This window comes from Caballeronia sp. LZ035 (assembly GCF_031451175.1).
Lineage (GTDB): Bacteria > Pseudomonadota > Gammaproteobacteria > Burkholderiales > Burkholderiaceae > Caballeronia.
In genome coordinates this window covers 663,520-679,855 of record NZ_JARUXS010000002.1, presented here as the reverse complement: position 1 = coordinate 679,855, position 16,336 = coordinate 663,520, and the positions used below count along the sequence as shown (strand labels likewise).

The 16,336-nt window shown below is 61.3% G+C and carries 16 protein-coding genes and 1 pseudogene; 5 read left to right on the top strand and 12 right to left on the bottom strand.

The window, feature by feature from the left end:
- Positions 1-55: 55 nt before the first annotated feature.
- From QCE88_RS18650 to QCE88_RS18610, 9 genes and pseudogenes are all read right to left on the bottom strand, one after another.
- Positions 56-442, bottom strand: a complete 387-nt coding sequence (locus tag QCE88_RS18650) for a hypothetical protein (protein WP_309904807.1) — start codon at positions 440-442, stop codon at positions 56-58.
- Positions 443-625: 183 nt separating this feature from the next.
- Positions 626-1,228 carry a hypothetical protein gene (locus QCE88_RS18645; RefSeq protein WP_309904805.1) on the bottom strand — a complete coding sequence of 201 codons (603 nt, stop codon included), beginning with the start codon at positions 1,226-1,228 and terminating at the stop codon, positions 626-628.
- 211 nt (positions 1,229-1,439) lie between these two features.
- Positions 1,440-1,762: pseudogene (locus tag QCE88_RS18640) on the bottom strand (transposase); the annotation flags it as partial.
- Between the two features lie 128 nt (positions 1,763-1,890).
- Positions 1,891-2,844, bottom strand: coding sequence for a GntR family transcriptional regulator (locus QCE88_RS18635; protein WP_409018191.1), 954 nt, complete (start codon positions 2,842-2,844; stop codon positions 1,891-1,893).
- A gap of 62 nt (positions 2,845-2,906) precedes the next feature.
- Positions 2,907-3,923, bottom strand: coding sequence for an alpha/beta fold hydrolase (locus tag QCE88_RS18630; RefSeq protein WP_309904801.1), 1,017 nt, complete (start codon positions 3,921-3,923; stop codon positions 2,907-2,909).
- 2 nt (positions 3,924-3,925) lie between these two features.
- A complete protein-coding gene (locus tag QCE88_RS18625; RefSeq protein ID WP_309904799.1) occupies positions 3,926-5,035 on the bottom strand; it encodes a Zn-dependent alcohol dehydrogenase in 1,110 nt (369 codons plus the stop codon).
- A gap of 7 nt (positions 5,036-5,042) precedes the next feature.
- The gene (locus QCE88_RS18620; protein WP_309904797.1) at positions 5,043-5,879 is read right to left on the bottom strand and encodes a phytanoyl-CoA dioxygenase family protein; all 837 of its coding nucleotides are present in this window, start codon (positions 5,877-5,879) and stop codon (positions 5,043-5,045) included.
- A gap of 35 nt (positions 5,880-5,914) precedes the next feature.
- Positions 5,915-7,117 (bottom strand): alpha-hydroxy acid oxidase, encoded by a 1,203-nt coding sequence (locus tag QCE88_RS18615; RefSeq protein WP_309904795.1) that lies wholly within the window; start codon positions 7,115-7,117, stop codon positions 5,915-5,917.
- 5 nt (positions 7,118-7,122) lie between these two features.
- Positions 7,123-8,388: an MFS transporter gene (locus QCE88_RS18610; RefSeq protein ID WP_309904793.1), complete on the bottom strand. Its 1,266-nt coding sequence runs from the start codon at positions 8,386-8,388 to the stop codon at positions 7,123-7,125.
- A gap of 572 nt (positions 8,389-8,960) precedes the next feature.
- Here QCE88_RS18610 and QCE88_RS18605 point away from each other — a divergent pair.
- Complete coding sequence (locus tag QCE88_RS18605; protein WP_309904791.1) at positions 8,961-9,806, top strand: DUF3667 domain-containing protein; 846 nt, start codon at positions 8,961-8,963, stop codon at positions 9,804-9,806.
- 745 nt (positions 9,807-10,551) lie between these two features.
- Positions 10,552-10,797, top strand: coding sequence for a hypothetical protein (locus QCE88_RS18595; protein WP_309904788.1), 246 nt, complete (start codon positions 10,552-10,554; stop codon positions 10,795-10,797).
- A 138-nt stretch (positions 10,798-10,935) separates the two neighbouring features.
- Here the strand turns inward: QCE88_RS18595 and QCE88_RS18590 are convergent, their stop codons facing one another.
- A complete protein-coding gene (locus QCE88_RS18590; protein WP_309904785.1) occupies positions 10,936-11,793 on the bottom strand; it encodes a PA4780 family RIO1-like protein kinase in 858 nt (285 codons plus the stop codon).
- Between the two features lie 194 nt (positions 11,794-11,987).
- The gene (locus tag QCE88_RS18585; RefSeq protein ID WP_309906504.1) at positions 11,988-12,467 is read right to left on the bottom strand and encodes a PHB depolymerase family esterase; all 480 of its coding nucleotides are present in this window, start codon (positions 12,465-12,467) and stop codon (positions 11,988-11,990) included.
- Positions 12,468-13,762: 1,295 nt separating this feature from the next.
- On the opposite strand from QCE88_RS18585, the gene QCE88_RS18580 reads away from it, so the two are divergent.
- Both QCE88_RS18580 and QCE88_RS18575 read left to right on the top strand, forming a co-directional pair.
- Complete coding sequence (locus tag QCE88_RS18580; protein ID WP_309904783.1) at positions 13,763-14,566, top strand: TatD family hydrolase; 804 nt, start codon at positions 13,763-13,765, stop codon at positions 14,564-14,566.
- Positions 14,567-14,729: 163 nt separating this feature from the next.
- Positions 14,730-15,230, top strand: coding sequence for a hypothetical protein (locus QCE88_RS18575; protein ID WP_309904781.1), 501 nt, complete (start codon positions 14,730-14,732; stop codon positions 15,228-15,230).
- A gap of 317 nt (positions 15,231-15,547) precedes the next feature.
- On the opposite strand, the gene QCE88_RS18570 is transcribed toward QCE88_RS18575, so the two are convergent.
- Positions 15,548-15,880: a cyclic-phosphate processing receiver domain-containing protein gene (locus tag QCE88_RS18570; protein WP_309904779.1), complete on the bottom strand. Its 333-nt coding sequence runs from the start codon at positions 15,878-15,880 to the stop codon at positions 15,548-15,550.
- Between the two features lie 144 nt (positions 15,881-16,024).
- On the opposite strand from QCE88_RS18570, the gene QCE88_RS18565 reads away from it, so the two are divergent.
- Positions 16,025-16,147 carry a hypothetical protein gene (locus QCE88_RS18565; RefSeq protein ID WP_309904777.1) on the top strand — a complete coding sequence of 41 codons (123 nt, stop codon included), beginning with the start codon at positions 16,025-16,027 and terminating at the stop codon, positions 16,145-16,147.
- The last annotated feature ends 189 nt before the right edge of the window (positions 16,148-16,336 follow it).

The following is a 16,336-nucleotide window of genomic DNA, read 5'->3' as shown; positions in this document are numbered from 1 at the left end:
TCCCTCCGTCAGGTTTATCGATCCGCCAGTTGTTGCGCCACGGCCCTGGACTCATTCATATCGACGGGGTTTGTCTGATTGACCGCACTCGTCGCCGCGATCCTGGCTCGACGCCGATACGCGAATCATGTGAAAGCACAAGCGATATGATTCGCTGGACGACATCCTCGAATGCAGGGTCGTCTTGCGCGATGCAAAGCCATTTTCCGAGCACTTTATGTGGCCGCAGGGCCGGCATTTCCTCGATGAGGGCGGCATGCCGCTCCCGCGATGTGCATACCAGCAAACCATTCCACGGTTCACCCCGGTCAGCGACAACCAGGCACAGCAACCCGTCGACATACGCCGCGTCGGAGCCGAACATTCGCTTTCGAAAGAAAGTTTCATCGTTCTCGAGAGGTTCGAAAATCCAGAGCAACGAGTTTCTGACTTTTGACGGCATCCGATTTCAGCGCAACGCTGTGCGCAGTCTCAAGCTCGACACCTTGTTCAAGGTACCAGAGAACCGCCCCCGGTGCCCCGTTCCCGGCGTTTCACACGTCGGCGCTTGCCTGGATTGTCGGAGCATGGTGCTCATGCGCGCTACCGGCTAGCCCGGCGTGGTGCGCCCACGCTAGCCGTCATCTTATTTGCCGGCGAGCGAGCGACGCTTCTTGTAGCTCACCGGGACCGATGAAGGGGACGTAGTTGTCGACGCGTACGGAAGTTCGTCCGGACCTGATTCCTGCGCAGCCGCAAACAAGGCATCGTCGAGGGCTTCCTCAAGTACCTGCTGCGAGTCGTCATCGACATTTGAACGGAATGCGTCGTCGCCCGTCTGGCGGGCTTCAACGGCTTCTTCGGCGCTCTTTTCGAGGCCAGGCGAGCTGCCGGAAAGCGCCCACTGTAGAACGAGCTCTTGTGCTCGCGCATGAGAACACGTGATGACGCCGCGAACCGCCTCCATCTGCAGCGCGCGACGAGCAGACAGCGCCTCAGCGTCAATATGCTGGTCGTCGGCCAGCATGAGCGCAGAGATACCGAGAGAATAGGCCTCGCCTGCCGCCAACCTCGCATTAGTCGCGACCAACTCGCGCCATCGGTCAAACCCGCATGCCTGCGCCACTGCCTCAAGCGCTTGATTCATGCGCAATGCATTTTTGCCGCCAGCCAGTGTCTGCAACAGCTCGGCCTTCTCCTGCGCTATCTCCGGCGAAATCAAGTAGCGTGCCTTCGATGTGTCTTCCATGCCAATATCGCCCTCCCTGCCACTTCTGCGATGCTCCATGGATCGTGCGTTCGTCTATCCCACGCACAGGAGCCGTCGTGTGTAACCCGGATATTACACAATCGTGCCCACAGGGCAACGTGCTCCCGACTCACACAACACATCTCGAACAAGCGATTATCCGGCTTCCAGTCCAGTTCGGAATATTGGCGCTCTCGAAGCGCCACAGCCGCTTGACGCCGCGATGGTAGTCGGTGCTGAGCGCCTGCTTGACCAGCCCACACGCCCGCTGTGCCGGAAGACCGTCATGAATCACGATAGGGGTCACGACTTGTCTCTTCAGCACGGGCGGGGGAATTTATTGTGGCGATATCCTGCGGGATCCCGTTGTCCAGACTGAGCTACGCAACCCGCTTTTCGAGCCGGGCATTCCTGTCCTGGAACTGCTTCAGTTCACGGACCTGGTTCGATTCCGTGCCCCCAATACGGCGCCTTCCAATGGTGGTACGTTGGCTCGGAGATGCCCGGTTGCCAGCTCGGATCGTCGACCGGCATTGGGGAAACTAGCGCCGAACCACCCACACTCATTTCTGTCCTGGATCTCGACAGCAAATCAGCGCAGGCGCTCGAGCCGTTCGCCCTTTGTGCAAGAGCCGGTCTCTTTGCGGCGGGTTCACCCGTTGTCAACCCGCACCAAGCGCCGTCAGATAAGCGGGAAAGTCCGGCTGCTTCATGCGCCGGATGATCTCGAACCGCAGCACCCAGCGGGTGTTCGCTTCGCGGATATGATCCGTCAGTGCCTGCGCAGCGCGCTCAGGCTTGCCGGCAAGTATGTCGTCCACGATCTGCAAATGCTCGGTGAACGCATCGCTGATGAGTTGATACGGAATCTCGAGATAGGGGTCGCTGAGATAGCGTGTCGGTACGAACAATACGTGCGTGCGCGATAGGGCAAGCACGATCTCCTTGTTCGGGCAGTGGGACAGGAGATCGATATGCAAATCGGTTTCGGCGGTGTCCATCTCGGCACCTCCGCGATGCCCCGCCTCGATGACACCGACAAGGCGCGCACGCACCGCCTCGAGGAACTCGCGCGGCACATGATGCGCCGCGTGCAGCAGCGCAGTCGGTTCGAGCAGGCGGCGTATCTCGAACAGGTGCTCGATGCGCTCACGCGTCACCTGCTCCGCGATCCAGTGCCCGTTGCGGTCCTGCGACAGCTGCCCGACGCTGTGCATGCGCGCCATCGCGCCGCGTGCGACGGTGCGGCTCACGGCGAAATGTTCAGCGAGCCCTTCTTCCGTGATGCGCACCGAACCGAACAGCACGCGAGTGCATAGCTCGCGTTCCAGTTCCGCGTACATGCGCTGCCATTGCGGCGCGCTCGTAATTTCCAGCTTGTCGAGCACGGCCGGCTTGCCGGCGCGATCGCCCGACACCGCTCCGGCCACGCGATACCCGCGCCCCTCGCTTTCGACGATGATCCCGTCCGCGCACAGCGCTGCCAATGCAATGCGCGCAGGCGAGCGGCTGATACAGAACGATTTCGCGACCTGCGCTTCGAGCAGCCGTTCACCCGGCGTGATGCGCCCGTCTTCGATCATCTCGTGCAAGACCCGATACGTGCGATCCTGGATAGAACCGCCCGCCTCGGACGGGGAATGCGAATTCGTCGGTGCGATGTCCTCCACCTGAGGATTCATGACACGGGTCCCTGCGAATACTCCATGAACGACGCGATCTCCACATTCAGGCGCGCGGCCGACGTGGGATCGGCCTCGGAGGCCATCATATGGCCGCTCGTCGAAGGCACCCGCAGCAGTCTGGCGTTACCGATCTGCCCGGCCGCGCGTACGCCCTCTTCCACTGGATTGTAGAGGTCCAGCGTCGGCACGCCAATCAGCGAGTGTGCCTCGATGCTCGCGAGCGCACGCGCCGTATCGCCGTCGAAACCCGGCGTCGTGCCGACATCATGGGCATCGTAAGCATGCGACTGCCAGATCCAGTCGAGCGGATCGAGCCGCTGCGTGCGAAACCACGCGGCACGCTTCTCGAACCACGCCTGGGTGCCGCCTGCCTGTGTCGCGTCTTCCTCGAAACGCTCCGGCGTGCGCATCGCCAATACGTGCATGATCCCGAGCCACGCACTCCAGTCCCCGCCCGATGTTTCGAGCGCGCGTCGGCCGGCCTGGTTGACCGCCTGCGACCAGGACGTGGTCTTCGCCATCGGCACGAGCGCGACCAGCTTCTTCATGAAGCGCGGATACGACACGCCCCATTGCAACGCCTGCATGCCGCCCATCGATGCACCCACGACTGCATCCAGGGTATCGATGTTCAGGTGATCGAGCAGCGCCTTCTGGCTATGCACCATGTCGCGAATCGTGAAGCGCGGAAAGGCCACACCGCCCTGCGTCGGAGAATTCGACGGCGAACTGGAAAGACCATTGCCCAGCGCATCGGCGACGATTACGGTGACGCGGGCGGGATCGAACGCGCGTCCCGCGCCGATCAGGAAGTCCAGCCGGTGATGCGTGCTGCCGATGGCGCACACGCCCAGCACGACAGGTCGCGTACGATCATCGAGATCGCCGTGAACGACGTGGGACATCAGCAGATCGTCGATATAGTCGCCCGATTCCAGCCTGAACCGCCCGAGCGATGTGCAGCAATGGGGCGCGTCGATCCAGCCGGGTTGCATGTCGGGATGACTCATGATCAGAACTCGATCACGGCGCGGAGCTCGGCGCCTGCCGCAAGACGTTGCATCCCTTCATTGATTCCATCGAGCGTGATGCGAGAGGTCACGTATTCGTCGAGCCGCAACGTACCGTCGAGATAGGCATTGGCGAGCATCGGGAAATCCCGTGCGGGATTCGCGCCGCCATAGCTCGAACGCACGATGCGCTTCTCGCCCATCAGCGCGCCCCAGCGGAACGACGCTTCGTCGTCGGCGGGGAGTTTGCCGAGCCAGACCACCTGACCGCCCGGACGCACGATTTCAACGCTCGTCCTGAGCGCGTGACGATTGCCCGCGGATTCGATCACGCAATCCGCGCCGCGCCCGCTCGTCAGGTCCGCGACGGCCGCCACCAGCGCTTCATCGGCGCACAGCGCGTGGCTCGCGCCCAGTTCACGCGCCGTCTCGAGCCGGTCCGGCGCGCGATCGATCGCGACGATCCGCGCCGCGCCCGCGTGCCGTGCACCCTGTATCGCGGACAGACCCACTGCCCCGCAGCCGATCACCGCAACCGTGCTGCCAGGCTCGACCTTCGCGACGTTGATCGCTGCGCCAAAACCGGTCATTACGCCGCAGCCGATCAGACAGGCGCGATCGAACGGCATCGCTGCGGGGACGGGCACCGCGCACTCCTGCGACACGACGCAGAACTCCGCGAAGCTGCCCATGTAGGCCAGTTGATGTACGGGCGCGCCATCGTCGAGAAACAGACGCGGCTTTCCGTCGACATGAAATGACTGCGCCATGTGACTGCGATACGGCTGGCACAGGATCGACTGTTGCCGTGTGCAATAGAAACACTGCCCGCAGTGCGGATTCCACGACATCACGACGTGATCGCCCTTCGCGACTCGCGTGACCGATGCGCCGGTCCACTCGACGATACCGGCCGCCTCGTGTCCGGGCACGAACGGCAGCGGCGTGCCAAGGTCGCCGCGCATCGCTTCGAGATCCGTGTGACACAGACTCGCCGCCTTCACGCGAACGACTACGTCGGTCCCGGCGAGGTCGCGCAGCGATACCCGCGCGATGCGCAGCGGCTCGCCGTTGCGCTCCATGATTGCTGCATCGAAGGTCAACGAAGTCATGCGCGGTTCAGCGCTGGGCCGCCGCATTCTGCGCCGCGCCCTTGTAAAGAATATTCAGATTGCGCTCGCCGATCTGCTGATGCAGCGCGACGAATGCCGGATCCAGATCCTGTGTCGGACGCGGCTCGTGCTCGAAGGTGTTGAACGTATCGACGCCGCGTACCAGCGTCGCGCTGTCGGCGCCTTCGAGCTGACGCACATAGGTCGGGATGTAACGGATCGCATACCCGATGCGCCGGTTCGGCGATGCGTTCGGCGGCGAGCCGTGCACGATCCGCACGTGATGCAGGGACATTTCGCCCGGCTCGAGCTCGATTGCCACCGCCTGGGATTCGTCGACGTCCACCGCGACTTCCTGCCCGCGCGTCAGCAGATTGCTTTCATTGAAGGTGTCGCGATGCGGAATCTGATCGAGCAGATGCGTGCCGGGGACCACCTGCATGGCGCCGTTCGCCCGGTTGCTCTCCGACAAGGCGACCCAGGCCGTCACCACATCGGGTTTCGAGAGTCCCCAATACGTCGAGTCCTGATGCCAAGACACATAAGCCGGATCGTTGCCGTTCTTGATGAAAAAGCTGCTCGCCCAGACCAGCAGATCCGGTCCGTACAGATCCTCGATCGCATCGACCACCTTGTCGTTGCGCACGAGTTCGTTCAGCCACGAGAACAGCAAGTGGCTCTTCACGTTCAGCGCTTTCTTCCTGAGCGGATTGCTCGATTGCTCGAAATCCTCGAGGCGTTTGCGCAACTCGAGTGCGGTCCGCTCCGACATGACGCGGATCGGCGCGACATAGCCGTACTGTCTGAAATGTTCGAGCTGATGAGGCGTCAACGACTTCAACATGATGCGAATCTCCCTGTATGAGGCCACCAGGCAAGCTAGGCGACCTGGATGCGAACCTGCGCCGTACCGTCGTTCGCGGGTTGTGGCTCCCGGACGAAACCGCCCGAGCGGAGCACGGTGCCGTCCACGTGGCGAACGTCCGTGACGCCTGCCAGCGCCATCGTCGTGTCCAGTTCGTCGCGGATGATTTCGAGGCAGCGCGTCACGCCGGCCTCGCCTTCCGCACCGAGCCCGTAAAGGAAGGCGCGCCCTACGTAGACCGCGTGCGCGCCGCATGCCAGCGCCTTCAGCACGTCCTGTCCCGAGCGGATGCCACCGTCCATGTGTAGTTCGATCTCGCCATCCAGCACCTCGGCGATGCGCGGCATCATCGAAATGGTGGACGGCGCGCCGTCGAGCTGACGCCCGCCGTGATTCGACACGATCACCGCATCCGCGCCAATATCGCGCGCGATGTGCGCATCTTCCTCGTCGAGGATGCCTTTCAGCACCAGCTTGCCGCCCCAGCGCTCCCGCACCCAGTCGATGTCCTTCCAGGTGAGCGTCGGATCGAACTGCTTCGCGGCCCAGTCCGCCATCGATGCGATGCCGGTCACGTTCGGCGCATGTCCGACGATGTTGCCGAAGCTCCTTCGCGAGGTCCCGAGCATGCCCGCGCACCAGCGCGGATAGCGCGACAGATGGGCGAGATTGCGCAACGTAAGCTTCGGCGGCGCCGAGAGGCCGTTGCGTTTGTCCTTGTGACGCTGTCCCTGAATCTGGAGATCGAGGGTCAGCACGAGCGCGGAGCATTGCGCCCTCTTCGCGCGCGCGATCAGATCGGCGATGAAGCCGCGATCCTTCATCATGTAGAGCTGGAACCAGAACGGCTTTTGCGTGAACGCGGCCACGTCTTCGATCGAGCACACGCTCACGGTGGACAGCGTGAACGGTACGCCGAAACGTTCGGCCGCGCGCGCCGCCAGCATCTCGCCGTCGGCGTGCTGCATGCCCGCGATGCCCGTCGGCGCGAGCGCGACCGGCATCGATACGGGCTCGCCGAGCATGGTCGTCGCGAGATTGCGGCGGCTGAAGTCCACTGCGACGCGCTGACGGAACTGCAGGCGGGCGAGGTCGTCGCTGTTGGCGCGATAGGTCGACTCGGTCCATGAGCCCGCATCGACGTATTCATAGAACATGCGCGGCACGCGTCGTCTGGCGGCAACGCGCAGTTCCTCGATGGTGGCGTAATGACGCATGTCGATCAGGCCAGTTCGGGTTGAAGTTGCAGTTCGGCGCTTGGGGCGCGCACGAAGATCGCGACGAACAGCGCGCCCAAGGCCGCGATGATGCCCGTCAGCACGAACGCGCTCTTGAAGCTGCCGGACGATTGCACGAGGAAGCCCGTCAGCGCCGGAGCCACGATGCCGGCCAGGTTGGCGATGAAATGCACGAAGCCGCCAACCGCGCCCACGCGGCGTTTTTCCACCGTGTCGAGCACGATCGCGAAGTAGGTGTTGAACGACGCGTACATGAAGAACACGGCCACGGCCATCAGCGCGACGGCGCTCTTCAGCTCGGTCACCGTGCCCGTCAAGCCGATGCACACCGCGCCCGCGCCCAGGCTTGTAATTAGCACGATCTTGCGGGCGAAGATCGCGCGCCCCGTCTTGCGTACCAGCCAGTCGCACACATAGCCTCCCGCCACCAGACCTGTCACGCCCACGGCCCACGGAATGACGCTGACGATCGACATCTTCTGGATGCTCAGGTGGTGCGCCATCGTGAGATAGGTGGGGAACCACGACAGGAAGAAATAGAGAATGTAGGCGTAGCCAAAGAACGCGAAGGCGGTAGCGAGGATCGCGGGACGCAGCAGATAGGTCGAGAGCGGCGCGGGCGCGGCGCCGTCATCGGCGACGGCAGGGACCTGTGCGTTCGACTGCTCCTGCCCGGCAATTGGCGTGGAAGGCTTGTCCTTCGCGAGCCAGAGCCACGCAACGACCCACAGCACGCCCACCGCGCCAATGATGACGAAGGACGTGCGCCAGCTCGTCGCCAGTGCGAGAAAGCCGACGACGGGGCCCGCGATGGCCGCGCCGATGGATTGCCCGGAGTTCGCGAGGCCGAGCGCGCTGGCCTGTTGATCGCGCGGGTACCAGTTCGACACCAGCTTGTTGATGTTGGCGCAGAAAGGTCCCTCGCCCATGCCGAAGATCACGCGCACCAGCAACAGACTCACGATGCCGACCGTCGCCGCCGTCAGTCCGCAGAACAGCGACCACACGAGCATCGACACGCTGAGCACGACCTTGGGTCCCCAACGGTCCGCCGAGTAGCCTCCGACGAAACAGAACAGCGCATAGCCCACGAAGAAGCTGGAGAACACGATGCCGAGCTGCGCGGGGTCGAGGTTGAGCTCCTTCGAGATCAGCGGCGCGGTGATCGACAACGCCGCCCGATCCAGATAACTGATCATGCCTCCAGCGAACAGCAAACTAACCAGCGTCCAACGAGCACGTGTCTCCATCACTTTCTCCGGTGGTCTGCTTCAGGCCTCGATCTCGGCACATCCTTCAGCGGCAACCAGAATGTTCAATGGATCCACTGTACATAAAGCGTAGTGGATGCTTACGACCGATGTCAACGCGCGTGTTGCCGGTGTTAACCCTCGACCGATCGCATGGGTTAAGGATGCGCCGGGTAATGGTTCGCCCCGCTTTCAGCGTGTAATCGGCGTGAGTTCGGTCGGGAATGCGTTGACGGTTTGGTCAGTCCGACAACAGGCTCGACCCGCAGGCGAACGGATTCCAGCGTGCGCAACAGGACGCTTTGCTTGCCTGGGAATCCGGGTTGTACAGGATGTCGATTAACGGCTCGCGAGGTGCGGGGAAAGAGTGACTGTCTCCTTGCTAACGGGAGCCCTGACATTTCCAGCAATCCGGTCCGAAAGAAGAAAACACTGGGTACACCGACGACGACCCAAATCGTCTTTTCCGATAGCCTTCCTCCCGATCGGATCCTTGATATTGCCGGTGACTGAACAGAGGTTCAGAATCGCCTGATCGGTCCAGCGCCATGAGCAATCGCGACGAGGGAATCATGCTCGAAACCGACCCGTGGACATGTCCGACATGTGCAATCAGAGTCGTCACACCCTTCTGCCCCATGTGCGGCGAGAGCCCGCTCAGGCCACCCGATCTCACACTGCGTGGCATCGGAGCAAAGGTTCTGCACGCGGCGACGAGCATCGACGGGCGGTTCTTCCGCACGCTCAACGTCTTGATCCGGCATCCCGGCGAATTGACCGTCGCCTATCTGAACGGAAGGCGAATGCCGTATGTCGCGCCCTTCCAGCTGTTCTTGATCTCAAATGCGATCTTCTTCGCGATGCAGTCTCTGACCGACACGCAAATCTTTGGCTCCACCTTGCAGTCCCATCTTCATCATCAGGACTGGAGCTCGCTCGCCCAGTTGTTGGTCGCCAAGCGCGTGGCGGAACTCGGCACCAACCTGCCGCAATACACTTTGCTCTTCGATCGCGTAGCCGTGCTCAATGCGAAATCACTCATCATTCTTATGGTGATCCCATTCTCGCTGTTGCTACGATTGGTCCTTCTCCGCACGCATAAGCCATTTGTCACGTTCGTATGGTTCTCGTTCCATCTCTACGCATTTTTGCTATTGTTGTTTTCAGTTGCGCTTGCGGTTGCGGCCATCGAGGTTCGCCTGGGTGGTCTCGGACTTGATTCGCCGGTAGTCGATCGAACCCTCTCTGTCATTAACCTCGGTGTCTGCGGGACTTATCTGTTTCTCGCTTCGAAGCCTGTCTTCGGCACGTATGGACCCGCGCGGCTCATGATCGCCATCGTTATGACGCTGGCCGCTGGCTTCATCGTTATCGCTTATCGCTTTGTCATTTTCTTGATCACGCTTTACACCGCTTAGGCGGGGTTGGATGCCGGAACCGGCTCTTCAGTGACACCGTCGCTGGCGTCGCCGCCAACCTGTTTTCGCCCGTGCAGACTTGCAAAGCCAACCGCATCGAGCCGTACCATTACGTCATCGTGTTGTTCAAAGGTCTGCCGCATGCGCACACCGCCGACGACTAAGCGGCATGGCTGTCCGGCCGATTGGATCCACACATGGCCTGACGCATGTCGCACATCGCATGTCGCATGGCAAGGCGCAAAAAACGCCGTCAAATGCGCCCTTACCCTGCAACGTCTGATTCATGCCGGATTTGCGCGAAGCCCTTGAGTTCACGTCGGCCCGGTGAGCGGCCGGATGATTCGGCATCGCTCGCCCAATGAAAGCGCGCAATCGTGCAGGACCAGGCGGACGCCTGCGGCCGGACGCGGTCCGCAAGGCTTCTTCGCGTCATGAGTTCTGATCGGTGGCGCTTGCCATCTGCGACCCACCGTCGTGCCAGCACGCCGGGGTCGCGCCATCCATTGATCTGTTTTAAGAAGCGACTTCGGAAACGTAATAAAAATTAAAATTGCTGAAGAACAAAAATCGCAGCGAATATTCTTACCTCCGCCGTTCAAGTTTTGCCCAGCCTAGCGCGCCGATGAGCACTCGTTTTTCGTGCGCCCCGCAATCCAGGTCACAGCGGCAGCCAAGCGTATGAATCACCACCGAAGCCGCGCTCAAGAGCGGCCGGCCATATTAGAACCTGAGAGAGACAAAGATGATCATTTACCACCGCGGAGCCGCCTTTCAACCCGCCTGCAGACGCGTTGGCCGCACCTTCGTCGCGACGGCCTCGATTCTCGAAGAGGACGGCCACGCCACGTCTCTGGGCACACTCGGCGTCTTCTCCAACCGGGATGGCGCGCTCGGCTTTGCAGTGCGCTGCGCGACTGCGTTCATCGATGGCGACGACCTTCCCCTGCCGCCGTTCCAGTTCACTTTGCCCGCGCCCACGTCATGCTGAGCCGCGTGTCCTCGCACGACGCTTCCTCAGGCAGCGCGAGTCTGCTCCAGCGAGATGGGCCGTTCCTTAGGTGGAAAAGTCGTTGCACTGCGCGTCGAACCATCCGCGCACGCTGAGCCCTCGAGCCTTGATAAACGGCTAGCGCCCTGTGCTTGACTCCTGCTGTCGCCGCACTCGCGCGTCTTCCTCGAGCCGTATCAGTTCGATTTCCTCCAGCACGCCGTCGAGGTCCATGGGTCGCGTGTCGGTTTCGATCCGGCCAGTCAATTCAACATCGACGTGCAGTCGCCCCGCTTCGAAGAGCGCCCAGATTTCCGCGCCGTAGTTCGTAGCGAGTATGTGCGGCGCAAATCGACCGAAGTACGCGGCCAGGTTGTCGACGTCTCGCTTGAGCATCGAGGCGGCGTCGTTGTTGCCGGCCGCGTCGACGGCTTGTGGCAGATCGATGATCACCGGTCCGTCCGCAGCCAGCAGAATGTTGTATTCGGACAGGTCACCGTGAATGACCCCTGCACAGAGCATCCGGACCACTTGATTCAGCAGCAGCGCATGCAGCTCCAGCGCGCGGGACTCGGTCAGATCGACGTCATTGAGTCGTGGCGCGACGTCACCCTCCTCGTCCATCACCAGTTCCATCAGCAATACGCCGTCGGTGCAAATAAAGGGTTGCGGCACGCGCACCCCCGCATTGGCGAGTCGGAACAACGCGTCGACTTCGGCGCTCTGCCACGACGCTTCCTGCATCTGACGGCCGTAACGCGTGCCTTTTTCCATCGCCCGGGCCTGGCGGCTGTTCTTGACCTTGCGCCCGTCCCGATACGATGCTGCCTGCCGAAAACTGCGCTGCTTCGCGTCCTTGTAGATCTTCGCGCAACGCTTCGTTTCGCCACTGCGCACGACATAGACCGTGGCTTCCTTTCCGCTCATCAACTGGCCGAGAACTTCGTCGATGAGTCCTTCCTCGAGCAGCGGCGCGAGTCGTTTAGGGATTTTCATACGCCCGCCGGCCGCGGTTCACGAAGCATGAATTCCTTGCGCGAGGAGATTGAATAGCGCGCTGAGGCGCGCACGGCCGACCCTTGGATCAATCGCACGGTCGGTGCTGGGGGGCATAAGCTTGCGGCGTGGCCGGCAGATATAGTCATGCCGAATTATAAAGGGTGGCCAAGGATGCGCCGACGCGAGTCCTTTCAGCCAGTTCGTTGATGCATGGTGGCTCGGCGCTTCAGATGCGACATCCCCATGTATGTCCGATTCGCCTGAATGGTCATTCGCTCAGTTCGACAGTCGCTGGCCTGCCCTGCGCCCGCCATGAGTACGTCAACGTCCGTGACGACGGGGCGTTGATCCACCGCTGTAAGGCGCATGGGGCTTGTCCCGAGCAGCGCTCGGCGTCGCGCGCGATGAGCGACGGCCGAGGCGCGATCCGCTCGCCAAAACGCGAAGAGGACGTGGCTCGGGCGCGCACCGTGCCGTTGATCGCTTTCCATGGTGACGTTGGCGATACCGTGCATCTGCTCAACAGCGAGCAAATTATTCCAGCAACGCAGCAGATTGGTACTGTCCGGTTGCTCCGGATAGGCAACAATAAATCCGGCGTCTTCAGCGGCCACATTCATCTGCGTTCCCGCGGCGAAGTCATCGGGGTGTTGCTGCGCGCCGTGGAGCATCACTATCATCGGTAGCGGCCGACCGTCGTAGCGACTTGGAACATAGACCTTCGCGCGGTAAGCAAGCCCGCAGTGCTCGACAGTGTGGCTCAACCGCTGCGATCCCCTGAACGCCGACCGCGACGATTCCGCAGGTAAGGAAGCAGAAGCAGTCGCGTTCGTTTGTGCGCGCAACGCCAAAGTTAAATGGCGACTGTTCTGCCCGCCGGGGTCATTTTCCTGTTCAGGCGTGCCGTGCGACGGGTCCGTGCGCGAATCTTGCGCTGTGCGTTAGAGGGCCGCATTGTCATGACTGGAGAGAAACTCTCCCGATACGAAAGCGCCCGGCACGGCATACGACCAGAACGCGTCGTGCGCCAGGAAAAAGGGAGCGGAGAGTTCATTGGCGTCTCTCAGCTACGGTCAAGTGTCCATCCAGCGTGATGTGCAGACTGAAGACGAAGCAGACCGCCTCGGTCGAGCCAGGAAGGGCAAGCGATTCATGCCCTTCCAAGTCGGTCTGCCGCTCAAGACCCGAGCGCTTCACTGCCGCTTTGACGCTTCCTTTTTCTCCTTTTTCGCGGCTTTCTTTTCCTTCGGCGTCTTCGTCGGCACCTTCTTTTGTGCCTTCTTTGCGTCCTGCGCTTTACTCATCTCTTCCTCCTTATCGGCTTTAGCCTTTCGTAACAGCAGAAAGGGCCGAGCAACACCGACGCAAGCGGCAGGCCCGTCCCCGTGGCGCCATTTTATGGCATCAGCGACCCGACCACCGACTGAGTCGCGGCATGCCGATACGACCAGTGGGCTCGGACAGTTCCGGGCGACACCATTCGGGCGCGTACCTCGTCGTCGCGGGCGTCGCGAGCATATAATAAGTTGCTGAGCATACTCGCGGGCAGTTCGATGAATATAAAAGCGAAACAAACGATGCACCCTGGGCTGCGAGGCTTCGCGCATCTGATTGAAGAAATGCGAACGCATCTACCGAGGCGGAACACGCGCGAAGCGGGCGGACGCTCGGATGCGCTGACGGTCTCAGAGGTGGCGGTAGGCGGAGCAATGAAAACAAGTACGCTACCGCCAAGCGTCTAGACCCAAGCTCAGCGACGGCGACGTATTTCTGAAACGGCGCCTTGAGCGAAACATCAAGTCCCGGCCAGCGGTAGAGACGAGCAGGATCGAGCGCCATCGTTATGCCGCTCGAAAGACACTGGCCAGGCCGTTCGAACTCATGTCGTGCTTCCGTCCCATCGCCGGGCGACAACGCGTGCACCAAGCAGCATCCATCCGCCTCTAAACTCCAATCGCAATCCCTGATGACTCTCGCCGCGATGCTCGTCGACATTAGTGTCAATTTCCATTCCAAGCAATTGACCGGACTTGCCACCGAGATCATCGAGCGAGCGAAGGACGCGAATGTCGGCGCCATTCTGGCGACAGGCACTTCGCTCGAGTCTAGTCGGTCAGCGCTCGCGCTTGCGCATCAGTACCCTGGTTACCTGTTTTCAACCGCAGGCGTGCACCCCCACTCGGCCGACGACTGGAATGACTCGATTCGCGAGGAATTACTTGCAATTCTGGCTGACCCGGCTTGTGTCGCGGTTGGCGAGACCGGGCTCGATTACAATCGCAACTTCTCAACGCCCGCGAATCAGCGCCGTGGGTTCGCTGCTCAACTCGGGATGGCCGCCGATATCCGGAAACCGCTCTTCCTGCATTGCCGTGATGCGTTCGACGACTTCTACGCGATGTTGAAAGAGAGTGTCGCCGGCGGCGTGCACGGAGTCGTGCATTGCTTCACAGGCAGCCCAGATGAAGCGATGGCTTTCGTTGAATTGGGGCTCGACATTGGCGTCACTGGCTGGGTGACTGACCTGTCGCGCGGGCAGGCACTGCGGGAAGCGGTGAAGTTCATTCCAATGGACCGGCTGCATCTTGAAACCGATGCGCCGTATCTCGGCCCAAAGAACGCGAAGAAGCGGCGCCCATACAACGAGCCGGCCAACCTTTTATGGACGGCACGCGCCGTTGCCGAGCTGCGGGACATGGATGAGGTCGCGGTGATGCAGGCATGTACGCGCAACAGCATCCGGCTCTTCAAGCTCTCTTCTTTATCGTGAGCTGCAACGATTGGGTCCAATCAACATCAGACTCGTACCTCGGAAGACGTATTGGCCTGAGCGCTCAAGACTAGAAGCGTCGAGCCCGACCGGGCGGATGCTGCGAACTTGCTACTATTGCGTTGCCACGAGACACTGCAATCAGCAAAGGTGAACACTACGGATGGACATTTTCTTTCACTCGCCCAGTTTCGAACAGAACGTTCGAGCGGGTCAGGTCGGCCAGTTTGGCTTCAATAGCCCCAAGATTGTCGAACTCGCGCAGCGGCTTCCGAAGAGAGTCTGGGTTTTCAAAACGCCGAGAGGCATGAAAGGCTCGATTCAGCTAGTCGGGTCGGTGCTCGTCACGGATGAGCCGACCGTCGCCGTAAACAATGAGCACAAGCATGTTCTCTTCTACGATGTCTTCTCGCCCGGTTCCGTGATGTACACGGATTCGGCGACGCCCGAGCGCATTGAAGAAGTCTCCGCTTACTTCCAGTATCGCTGGCATGCTGCCTTCAGTTCGGCGTTCAAGGGTGACGCGGCGTTACAACCGCTGGAGGCGAACGTCTTGCGCGGGTTGGAGGCCATGGTCGCAGGCTGGGAGACAGTTCAGCTGCTCGAACGAGCAAGCGACAAAGATGCCGTGCGGCCCATCAACCCGTTCTCCCGGTCGAAATAAGTGTCCTGGCGCCCGCTCGCGCTAAAGGAGGCCCGTCGTTCGCTCGAAAACTCGGTGCATGCATTGAGGGCGTTCCTGTTCGTGCGCTTGACCGTCACGTGTGCTTGGCGGAAGGTTTCCTGGTCAGAAGGGCGTCGAGCGAATCACGTGCCGCTTGGAGCTCGCCGATAGCCGCCGTCAAACGGGCGAGAGGCAGCGTCCGCTCACTTGCAGCTGCCTCCGCGTTGAATTGCGATTCGAGTGCCTGTGACGCAGCCTGCACTTCTCGAGCTGCGTTCGCCACGCGTTCGATTGCAGCGGCTTCCCCGCTCGTGCAGTCATGCGTCGACGGGTCGGCCATCCGGGTTTCTGTTTTGTTTGGCTAAGAGACGCTCTATCGCACGGATGCCGGCCAGCATCTTGTCACGAGCAGACGGATTCGCGGAATGCACCCCGATACGCGGCGGCGTGAAGCCACGAAGCGCAACGGCTTCTTCTTCTATCCATAGCACCACATCGTACCCGGTGCCGCGCGCGCCATCACCCAGGTCATGGTCGAGACTCATCTCGTCGACTGCACCGGTCTCGAGCAGTCTTATCGCTTCGTTCGGCCAGTAGACTCGGGTCCAACCGTCGGGCGTGGCACGCTCATCATCCAGAAAGACCTTCATGCTCCAATGCCCAGCTCAGCCTCGTCGAACACTTGGGCAGCAGGCCGAGGCTCTGCACAGCTACAGCAGTACACAGCCAGTTCACTTTCAGCGACCACTCGGGCCGAGACGAGCCACGGCTCGGAGGCGTCTTCGAAATCGGTCATGCTGACAGAAACGTGGGGCTTCGACCGGTCCACGGGCCGGAGGCAGAGCGAACAAGGGACGGTCGCGCTCGCGGCTGGATACGGCGAGGTCAACGTCGAACTGATTGCAGCCTCGGCATAGCGTGCGCAGTCCTCGCTGCAGAAGTCTGTCAGCAGTTCGTCGTCTGCCACCAGAGCGACCGGGCCAGATAGCGTAGGGCTGAGAGTCTGACTGCGCTTCGACAAGCAGAAGTAGCCGTGCGAGAGTTCGTGCTCACAGATTCCGCAGTGACGGCCAAAATATGAATTGCGCATGCTGAGTCTCCTTCGT